8 protein-coding genes and 3 pseudogenes are annotated in these 9500 nt (G+C 68.7%); 6 read left to right on the top strand and 5 right to left on the bottom strand.

Going from position 1 to position 9500, the window contains the following annotated elements; all coding sequences use genetic code 11:
* Positions 1-413: pseudogene (locus AC2VOK_RS05060) on the top strand (MarR family transcriptional regulator); the annotation flags it as partial.
* Here the strand turns inward: AC2VOK_RS05060 and fadD1 are convergent.
* The 4 genes from fadD1 to AC2VOK_RS05040 form a co-directional block, all read right to left on the bottom strand.
* On the bottom strand, positions 383-1978 hold the full coding sequence (gene fadD1, locus AC2VOK_RS05055) for a fatty-acid--CoA ligase FadD1 (RefSeq protein ID WP_428899512.1): 1596 nt from the start codon (positions 1976-1978) through the stop codon (positions 383-385). The pseudogene AC2VOK_RS05060 and the gene fadD1 overlap by 31 nt on opposite strands.
* Positions 1979-2065: 87 nt before the next feature.
* Positions 2066-3430, bottom strand: a complete 1365-nt coding sequence (locus tag AC2VOK_RS05050) for an alpha/beta hydrolase (RefSeq protein WP_428899511.1) — start codon at positions 3428-3430, stop codon at positions 2066-2068.
* Positions 3431-3471: 41 nt separating this feature from the next.
* On the bottom strand, positions 3472-3714 hold the full coding sequence (locus AC2VOK_RS05045; RefSeq protein ID WP_428899510.1) for a heavy-metal-associated domain-containing protein: 243 nt from the start codon (positions 3712-3714) through the stop codon (positions 3472-3474).
* A gap of 106 nt (positions 3715-3820) precedes the next feature.
* On the bottom strand, positions 3821-4642 hold the full coding sequence (locus AC2VOK_RS05040; RefSeq protein WP_428899509.1) for a mycofactocin-coupled SDR family oxidoreductase: 822 nt from the start codon (positions 4640-4642) through the stop codon (positions 3821-3823).
* Positions 4643-4730: 88 nt separating this feature from the next.
* Here AC2VOK_RS05040 and AC2VOK_RS05035 point away from each other — a divergent pair, with 88 nt between their 5' ends.
* The 3 genes and pseudogenes from AC2VOK_RS05035 to tnpB all read left to right on the top strand — a co-directional run.
* On the top strand, positions 4731-5198 hold the full coding sequence (locus AC2VOK_RS05035; protein WP_428899508.1) for an SRPBCC family protein: 468 nt from the start codon (positions 4731-4733) through the stop codon (positions 5196-5198).
* An 88-nt stretch (positions 5199-5286) separates the two neighbouring features.
* Positions 5287-5709: pseudogene (locus AC2VOK_RS05030) on the top strand (IS607 family transposase).
* A pseudogene (gene tnpB, locus AC2VOK_RS05025) lies at positions 5710-7161 on the top strand (IS607 family element RNA-guided endonuclease TnpB); the annotation flags it as partial. It lies immediately after the preceding pseudogene.
* Between the two features lie 53 nt (positions 7162-7214).
* On the opposite strand, the gene AC2VOK_RS05020 reads toward tnpB, so the two are convergent.
* A complete protein-coding gene (locus AC2VOK_RS05020) occupies positions 7215-7856 on the bottom strand; it encodes a TetR/AcrR family transcriptional regulator (RefSeq protein WP_428899507.1) in 642 nt (213 codons plus the stop codon).
* A gap of 165 nt (positions 7857-8021) precedes the next feature.
* On the opposite strand from AC2VOK_RS05020, the gene AC2VOK_RS05015 reads away from it, so the two are divergent.
* Complete coding sequence (locus AC2VOK_RS05015; protein ID WP_428899506.1) at positions 8022-8651, top strand: TetR/AcrR family transcriptional regulator; 630 nt, start codon at positions 8022-8024, stop codon at positions 8649-8651.
* Positions 8652-8700: 49 nt separating this feature from the next.
* The coding region (locus tag AC2VOK_RS05010) for a flavin-containing monooxygenase (RefSeq protein ID WP_428899505.1) at positions 8701-9500 on the top strand (800 nt) is incomplete at its 3' end.

The following is a 9500-nucleotide window of genomic DNA, read 5'->3' as shown; positions in this document are numbered from 1 at the left end:
CGCTCTACGAGACGACCGACGCGGGACTCGAGGCGTTGCGCCGCTGGGTGCAGCATTTCCCGGGCCAGGACCAGGTCGTCATCAAGCACCCCGTCATCCTCAGGACCTGGCTGGCCCGCGGCGAGGACCCCGAGCGAATCGTCGACGCGTTGGACCGCCACCTCGAAGCGACCCGGGCGCGCCTCGACGAGGCGCTGTGGTCGCGGCAGCGCTCCCGCGACCTGGGCCTCGCCGACGACCCGGAGCAGCGCTTCTCCTTCGCCGTGCTGGACTACGCGATCCGCGGTCTGTATGCGGAGATCTCGAACATCGCGCAACTGCGCGACGAGATCGCGGGCGGTACAACCAGGGATCCAATCAAACGGGTGCGACGCCCCAAGGGTCAGATCCGCCGGCGGGCGACGCTGCGGTAGTCAGTGCCACGCGGTTCGCGCTCCCAGAGCGTCTCACCCTCGCCTACCGCGGTGCCCTCGGTGATCAGCCGGCGTTTGAGCACCTTGTGGGTGGCGGTGCTGGGCAGGTCGGCGGCGATGCGCACGTAACGTGGGCGGGCCTTGGGCGACAGGTCGGGTTGCGCGTCGAGGAACGCCGCGAACGAATCCGGGCCCAGGGTGTGGCCCGCGTTGAGCACGACCGCGGCCATCACCTGGTCGCCGACGCGCCCGTCCGGGACGGCGTACACCGCCACGCGGTTGATCGCACTGTGCCGCAACAGGATCCGCTCGATCGGTGCCGCGGTCAGGTTCTCGCCGTCGACCCGCATCCAGTCGGCGGTGCGCCCAGCCAGGTAGATCCAGCCGTCGGCGTCCTTGTAGGCGAGGTCGCCCGACCAGTACATGCCGTGGCGCATGCGCTCGGCGTTGGCGTCGGGGTCGTTGTAGTAGCCGGTGAAGAAGCCCGAACCGGTCGTGTTGACCAGTTCGCCGACCGCCTCGTCGGCGTTGACGAGCGCGCCGTCGGCGTCGAACCGTGCGAGGGCGCACTCGGTGACGGTGTCGCTGTGGTACACCGCCACCCCCTCGGCTCCCCGGCCGATCGAGCCCTTCGGCGTGCCGGGTTCGCGGATCACCATGACGGCGTTCTCGGTGGAGCCGAAGCCGTCCTCGACCTGCACACCGAAGCGGCGCGCGAACTCCTCGATGTCCTTGTCGTTGGCCTCGTTGCCGAAGGCGACCCGCAGCGGGTTGTCGGCGTCGTCGTCGCGTTCCGGGGTGGCCAGGATGTAGGCGAGCGGCTTGCCCACGTAGTTCATGTACGTCGCGCCGTAGCGGCGGACGTCGTGCAGGAAGCTGCTCGCCGAGAACTTCGCCGGCACGATCGCCGCGCCGGAGACCACCGCGGGCGCCCACCCCGCGACGACCGCGTTGGAGTGGAACAGCGGCATGGACACATAGCAGGTGTCCCGCTCGGTCAGGGCGAAGCGCTGCGCGAGGTTGAGTCCGGCGAAGGTGGCCATCAGGTGCGACACCTGCACGGCCTTGGGGTTTCCGCTCGTGCCGGACGTGAAGATCATCATGAACGGGTCCATCGCGGTGACCTGCCGATGGGGGACGAGTTCACCGGCGCCCGCGACGAACTCGGCCCACTGCGGTGTCGAGGTGTCCAGGACCCGAGTGTCCTCGAGGTCCAGGCCGTCCAGCAGCGGCCGGTGTTCGGCGTCGGTCACGACCAACTGACAGTGTGCGCGGCGGATGTCGGCGGCCAGCGACTCGCCGCGCCGGGTGGTGTTCAGGCCGCACAGCACGTATCCGCCGAGCCCCGCCGCCGCCATCTGGCTCAGCATCTCGGGGCCGTTGCCCAGCAGCGCGCCGATGTGCAGGGGCCGATTCGGGTCGCCAGCGGCGATCAGGGCCGCCGCGCGGGCCGCCGACCCCCTTAGGTAAAGGCCCCAATCCCATTGCAGGTCAGTGTGTTTGACGGCGACCGCCTTATCGGACATGCGCTTGCGCAGCAGCGCCTGAATCGTGTCCTCGGTCATCGGGGCCACCTACTCAACGTATACGAGACGAGACGGTCCGTCTTATAGTAGCCGAGGTACCACGCCCGCAGCCGCCCAAAGCCGCCGTCAACGCCGGAACCCGACAGGCTCGGTCCCGGGGGTGTTGAGTTCCGCGGCCAGCCACGGCAGTGACGCGGCGAAAGCCTGGGCGGCGAACGGCCAGTCGTGCCGGCCGGGCTGGGTGACCACGGCGCAGTCGATCCCGTGCGCACCGGCGATTTCGCACAGCGCCCGGGCGGCGGCGTCCTGGCCCTCGGGGTTGGCGGCGGGGTCGGCGCCGGCGGCGGCGAGGGCGGGGCCGGTCTCGGCGAGGTTCTGGGTCCTCGACGACGGAACGTCGAACCATCCCGAGACCCCCTCGTAGTGACCGTGCCGGGCGATGACGGTAGCCGGGTCGAATGATGCCCAGGCGGCGACGTCTCCGTCGAACAACCGGGCGATCGTCTGCTCCCTGCCGCCGATGTCGGGTCCGCGGTCGCCGGCGATGTCGACGAACGCGCTGAACATCTCCGGGTGCATCACGGTCAGATCGACGGCGCACGTCCCGCCCATCGACCAGCCGACGACGCCCCAGTTGGCGCGGTCGGGGCTTACTCCGAAGTTCGAGACAACAAACGGGACAAGCTCTTTGGTCAGGTGGTCGGCCGCATTGCCTCGGCGGCCGTTGACGCACTCGGTGTCGTTGTCGAACGAGCCGGTGGCGTCGACGAACACCAGGGCCGGGGCGAAACCGTGATGGCGCGCCGCGAAGTCGTCGACGGTGTTGAACGCGTTGCCGGTACGTAGCCAGTCGGCCGGGGTGTTGAAGGCCGAACTGATCATCAGCACCGCCGGGAGCCGGGGCGGGGGATTGCTGCCGAACCACGCCGGCGGCAGGTACACCAGTTCCTGGCGGTGCGGGAAATGGGACACCTCGGAGCCGGTCATCACGGGCACCACAACACCCTTGGTCGGGCGGGTGTGGGCGATCTGCATCTCCGTCACCCGCAGCCGGTCGATCTGGTCGGGCAGCGGTACGCCCGTGAGCTGATTCCACGCGGAGAGCACCGTGGGGAAGTAGCCGACCCAGCCGTTGAGCGCCAACGCGGCGCACACCACGCACAGCGGCACCGAAAGCACCGCCAGCGCGCGCCGCCACCACCGGGCGCCCGGCCAGCCGAGCACGAGCACCGCGGCGGCGAGTCCGCTCATCGCTATCCAGAGCCACAGCGCGACCGGCGCCGGGTCGCCGGCCACGCCCAGCGTCGTGATGTACCAGTACGACAGCGCCGTCACCACCGCCGCGAGGCCGAGCGCCGCGAGTAGTGCCCAGCCGCGCCACCGGCGGCGGCGCCATCCGGCTGCGGTGAGGGCCACGAACAGCGCGAGTCCCTGCACCGTCGCCGGCAACCAGCCGTGCAGCAACGACAGCCGGTCGATGACGTTGCTCAACAGTCCTGACTTTCGTTAATTCCGATTGCGGACCGCCTCGATCACGATGTGCTCTCCCCAGCGACCTGCTCGCACGCCACGAGGACCGCTTCGTAGCCGGCTTCGTCGACGGCCTCGAGCACCGCCCTGGTGTCCATTGGCGAGGAGCTCGCGACGACGAGCCTGCCGGTGTCCGCGCTGACGGCCACGCTGTCGACGCCCGGGATCCGGCTCACTTCTCTGCGGATGGCGGCCTCGCAGTGCGCGCAGCTCATTCCGGTGACCTGGTATTCGCTGGTGGTCACGATGCTCCTTCCCTCGTCGCCGACCGCGGGGCAGACCCGGCCGACCGATCCACTCCCAAGGTATTCCCCCGGTGGGTTGCCACCGGGGACGGCCAACCCGTGGGGATCAGACGTAGCCGACCCCGATGTCCACCGACACCTGGCTGGCCGTCACCAGCCGGGACCCGTCGGAAACCAGCCAGGCAACCGCGTCGGCGATGTCCTCGGGCTGCGCGACGCCCTCCGGCAGCAGCGGCTTGTGCAGGCCGCGCAGGTGCGGGTAGCTGTCGGCGGCCGAGCGCAGCGCGTCGCGCATGCGGCCGGTGCCCATCGGGGTGGCGACCGCGCCCGGGTTCAGGCTGTTGACCCGGATGTTGTGCCGGCCGAGTTCGGCGGCGAAGGCGCGCGCCATCCCGACGACGGCATGTTTGCTCGCGGTGTAGTGGATCATGAACGACTGCATGTTGATGCCGGCAGCCGACCCGATCAGGACGATCGAGCCGCCGCGACCGCCCTCGACGATGTGCGGCGCACCGGCCATCACGGTGTTCCAGGTGCCGGTCACGTTGGTGTCGATGGTGTCGCGGAACGCCTCGGGGGTGATCTGGTCCCAGGGCGCCGGGCTGCAGATTCCGGCGTTGGCGACGATGATGTCGAGCCGGCCGAGTTCGCCGACCGCGTCCTCGACTGCGGCTTTGAGCGCGTCGAGGTCGCGGATGTCCACCGCAGCGGTGACGGCCCGCCTGCCGTTGGCGCCGACCAGGCGGGCTGTCTCCGCCAGGTCTTCGGGCGTCGGCGAGTCGTAGGGAACGCTGGGCGGCAGGGGCCCGGCGATGTCCACGGCGATGATGTCGGCGCCCTCGGCGCTGAGCCGTACCGCGTGTGCCCGGCCCTGTCCACGCGCAGCGCCGGTGACCAGCGCCACCTTGCCCGGGATCGATTGGCTCATGGGTACCTGGATTTCCTTTCTTGCCAAGCGCGACTCGGCGAAGCGTAACGTTCGGGCCGACGCCGTCGTCCAACCGGAGGGAGACATCATGAAAGTTGCCGTTGTCGATGCGGGACCCCGACAGATAAGCCGGTCCGTGGAAGTGGCCGCCCCGGCCGAGGAACTGTATGCGTTGGCCGCCGACCCGCGCCGCCACCATGAGCTCGACGGGTCGGGCACCGTTCGCGACACCGTCAAAGTGCCGGCGGAAATCGTTGTCGGATCCAAATTTTCGACCAACATGAAGATGTTCGGTGTGCCCTACCGCATCACCAGCACGGTGAGCGTCCTGACGCCGAACGAAGTGGTCGAGTGGCGTCACCCGATGGGCCACCGCTGGCGGTGGGAATTCGACTCGCTGTCGCCGACGTCGACGCGAGTCACCGAGACGTTCGACTACCGCGACGGCGGCCCGATCAAGAACAAATACTACGAACTCAGCGGGGCCTTGAAGGCCAACGCGGCGGGCATCGAGGCAACGTTGACGAAGCTGCGCGATCGCTACGCCACGGGCTGATTCACACCTGGGGAAGGGTTGCGAACTGTTCGGCGAGACGCGTGTGGATGTGTGTGTTTGTGAGTGGATGTATGTTTGGCTAATTGTTGTGAAGTTGGCGGCGTGGGCACGGTCAGTGGGTGTGCATCCGCAGACGGCTTATGCGTGGGTGCGTGAGGATCGGATGCCGGTGCCGTTTCGACGGCTGCCCTCGGGCACTATCTTGGTTGATGTCGCAGCGGCAGGTGACGAGCGTGTGGTGCTGTATGCGCGGGTCTCGTCGCATGATCAGCGCTCGGATTTGGACCGTCAGGTGGCCTGACTGACCGGGTGGGCCACCGCTGGCTGCGCAGGGGCGGCGCATCGTGATCGTCGACGATGGGGAGACGACCGATGATCTGGTGCGAGACATGATCGAGGTGCTTACGTCGATGTGCGCCCGGCTTAGGGCCCAAGATTTGCCGGTGCGCGCAACCGCGCGATGCGCGCGGTTACCGCCGCCAAGCGGGGTGACGGTGGTGAGGCGGCGTAGATGATTGTGCAGATGCGCACCAGGGCACAGGCCGCCAGAGTCGCTGCGGCGACCGGTGGTGTGCATATGCCGGGCAAGCCGAAACGCGATGGCACGCCGACATTGTCAGCGCGGGTGGATGTCGGCGGGGATTTCGAGGCGCATCGGGCGGTGGTGGAGGCGGTGTCGGTGCTGTTCACGCTCTATGACACCGATCCTTTAACTGGTGAGTTGGTGGAGGTTTCGTCGGGGTGGGTTTTGCAGGCGTATCAGTACGCGCTGGACCCGACGTCGGCCCAAGTGGTAGCGCTGGAGTCGCATGCTGGTGGTGCGCGGTTCGCGTTCAACACGATGCTGGCCGCGGTGAAAGCCAATCTGGACCAGCGCAAGGCGGAACGCTCTTACGGGATTCCTGATGATCAGCTGACGCCGGTCGTGTCGTGGTCGTTTCAAGAGCTACGCAACCGATGGAACCAGATTAAGCATCAGGTAGCGGTACGCGACAATGGCTCCCCGTGGTGGCAGGACAACAGTAAAGAGGCGTACGCCAATGCGGTGGCCAACCTCGCTGAGGCGCTGTCGAACTGGGACGATTCACGCACCGGTGAGCGTAAAGGCCCGAAAATGGGCTTCCCGAAATTCAAACACAAAGGCCGGGCGGCCAAGAGCTTCACGTTCACTACCGGCGCCATGCGGGTGGAGCCGTCGCGTCATCACGTCACGCTGCCGGTGCTGGGCACGATCCATACTCACGAGTCCACTCGCAAGCTGGGACGGCGTCTTGAATCGGGCACGGCGCGGATACTGAGTGCCACGGTGCGCTTCCCACGGGGCCGGTGGCTGGTGTCGTTCACTTGTGCCGTTCGTCGCCGACCAGCCACGCTGTTCGCCAGCGTCACAGCGGACGTGCCGGTGGTAGGCATCGACGCCGGGGTGAAGGACTTGCTGGTGGTGGCCGGCCCGGACGGGATCGAGATCGCCCGTCACACCGCGCCCCGCGAGTTCAAGCGGGCGTTGAGGAAACTGCGGGCGCTGCAACGCAAAGCGGCGCGCCAAAGGGGTCCCTGGAACGTAGCTGCCCGGCAGAAGCAGGACGCGTCGCGCGGCTGGGAGTCGACTCAGGCCGAGATCACCCGGGCGCATGCCAGGGTGGCGAATCTGCGGGCCAATCGGATCCATAAGCTCACCACGAGCCTGGCGAAAACCCATCAGGTGATCGGTGGGGAGACGCTGGCGGTCAAGAACATGATGCGCCGCCCGAAACCCAAACCCGACCCCGACAATCCTGGCGCGTTCCTGCCAAACGGCGCCACCGCCAAGACCGGCCTCAACCGGGCGCTAGCTGATGCCGGCCTTGGTGAGATGTTTCGCCAACTCGACTACAAAACACGCTGGTATGGATCGCATCTGGTCAAAGCCGACAGATGGTTCCCCAGCTCGAAAATGTGTTCCGGCTGTGGTGCGGTGAAAACCAAACTGCACCTGTGGGAACGCGTGTATGGCGAGCCGCGGTGCGGCGAGCAGGGTCATCGTCGGGGACCGCCGGGTGCGCGGGCGAACAAAGTTCCGCGCAGCAGGCTCCTGGCCGACGCCAGGGTGGCCGCGTACGCGCCGGGTGTCAGGCTCGCAGCCCGCTCCGTCAGGCCCCGTGTCAAGGCGTAGATGGCGTCCACGGCGGCGCCCGGCTCGATGTCGGCGGGCAGCGAGCCCCGCGCCCGGGCGTCCTCGACGACCTCGCTGATCACGTCGCGCAGTACCTGCAGTCCCGCGTGCGCCGGCCGACCGGGTCCGGCGGCGCTGCTTTCGGCGCGGATCGCCCGTTCGAACGCGGCGAGATCGGGATACTCGCGCATCAGCCGATCCGACTCCTCCAGCACGGCCTCGAGGCGGCCGACGACATCGTCGGTGCGCGCGGCGGCGGCGCGCAGCCGGGGCACGGCGATCTCCTGGATCTCGCGCACGGCCGCGTCGAGCAACTCGGACTTGTTGGGAAAGTAGTGATACAGGCTGCCGCTGGTCATCTCGGCCGTGCGGGCGATCTGGCGGATCGTCGCCCGCGAGTAGCCCACCGCGGCCACGCAGCGCATGGCTGCGCCCAGGATTCGCGCGCGGGTCTGCTCACCGTCGGCGCCCACCGGGCGGCCCAGCCGGGACCGGGTGCCGGTCATGCCGCGCGACGCCCGCCGCCGGCCGGTCGAACTCCCACCGCGCACCTCCGTGCCCGTGCCCGTGCCCGTGCCCGTGCCCGTGCCACACTAATCGATCACACGATCATATTCGGCCGCACCGACATCGTGCCCGACGGGCGGTGCGGTGCAGGAAAGGACACCACCATGGCGGCGCCGCGACTGGGTCGGCCGGTCGGATCCAGCGGCGATCAGACCCGCCGGCGGATCATCGCTGCGACCATGCGCTGCGTGGCCGAGGTGGGCTACTCGCGGGCGACGATCCGCCAGATCGCCCGCACGGCGGAGATGACCAGCGCCAGTCTCTACAACTACTTCCCGACCAAGTCCGACCTCATCGAGGCCGCCGTCGCGGAGCGGACCGACGTGGCGCTGCCGCGGCTGCGTGCGGCCGCCGCCGGGGCCGGCGACGTCGTCGACCGGATCGAGGCGGTGCTCGAGGAGTCCGGCCGGCTGATGCGCGAGTATCCCCACCTGGCCGCGTTCGAGTGGGCGATCCGGGCCGAAGGCGCGGCCGCAGCAGGCTCGGGGGCAGCGGGCGACACCGGCTTCCACGCGTTACGTGAGATCATCGAGACCGTCGTCGAACAGGGACGCCGTCGCGGCGAGCTGGCCGGGCGGGCGGACCCGCGCGGCGCGGTCGACGCCGTCTACTCACTGGTCTACGGCCTGACCGAACTGGCGGCCACCCTGCCGCCGGAGGACTACCACGCGGCGCTGGCGTCGGCCAAGCGGATGGTCGGGGGGACACTGCTCGGCGCCGCACCCTTGATGTGATCAAACGATTGATTATATAGTCGGGGTCGCGGGAAGGGAGCCCGAGGCCTTGACCGAGACCACCGGCCTGGCGTTCGACGTCGAGGCGCTGCGCGCCAAATACGCCGAGGAGCGGGCACGCCGACTGCGGCCCGACGGGATCGCGCAGTACGTCGAGACGGCGGGCGCATTCGCCCGCTTCGCCGAGGACCCCTGGGTGGACGGGGCGTTCACCCGCGACCGGATCACCGACGAGGTCGACGTGGCGATCATCGGCGCCGGCTTCGGCGGCCTGCTCACCGGGGCGCGGCTGCGCCAGCTCGGTGTGGACAGTGTGCGGCTGATCGACCGGGCGGCCGACGTCGGCGGCACCTGGTACTGGAACCGGTACCCGGGGATCGCCTGCGATGTCGAATCCTATGTCTACATCCCGCTACTCGAGGAACTCGGCTACCTCCCCACGCAGAAATACGCCACGGGTGCGGAGATCTTCGCGCACTGCCAGCGCATCGCGCGGCACTACGACCTCTACCGCGACGCCTGCCTACGGACTGATGTACACGAAATCCGCTGGGACGCGGTAGCTTCCCGCTGGATCATCCGCACCGACCACGGCGACGAGATGCGGGCCAAGTTCGTGTCCATGGCCAACGGCTACCAGGCCAGACCCAAACTGCCCGGCATCGACGGCCTCGGCTGCTTCCGCGGCCACGCCTTCCACACCAGCCGGTGGGACTACGGCTACACCGGCGCGCAGCTGGAGAACCTGGCGGCCAAGCGCGTCGGCATCATCGGCACGGGCGCGACCGCGGTCCAGTGCGTGCCGCATCTGGCCGCGGCGGCGCAGCGGCTCTACGTATTCCAGCGCAC

Source organism: Mycobacterium sp. TH-M116 (genome assembly GCF_057473685.1).
Note: the sequence above shows the minus strand (reverse complement) of the source record. Positions and strands in the feature narration are given on the sequence as shown.

Excerpts from the sequence above, each read along its gene's own strand:
- fadD1 (WP_428899512.1), bottom strand. The coding sequence starts at position 1,978 with ATGACCGAGGACACGATTCAGGCGCTGCTGCGCAAGCGCATGTCCGAT.
- AC2VOK_RS05015 (WP_428899506.1), top strand. The coding sequence starts at position 8,022 with ATGGCGGCGCCGCGACTGGGTCGGCCGGTCGGATCCAGCGGCGATCAG.
- AC2VOK_RS05035 (WP_428899508.1), top strand. The coding sequence starts at position 4,731 with ATGAAAGTTGCCGTTGTCGATGCGGGACCCCGACAGATAAGCCGGTCC.
- AC2VOK_RS05020 (WP_428899507.1), bottom strand. The coding sequence starts at position 7,856 with ATGACCGGCACCCGGTCCCGGCTGGGCCGCCCGGTGGGCGCCGACGGT.
- AC2VOK_RS05040 (WP_428899509.1), bottom strand. The coding sequence starts at position 4,642 with ATGAGCCAATCGATCCCGGGCAAGGTGGCGCTGGTCACCGGCGCTGCG.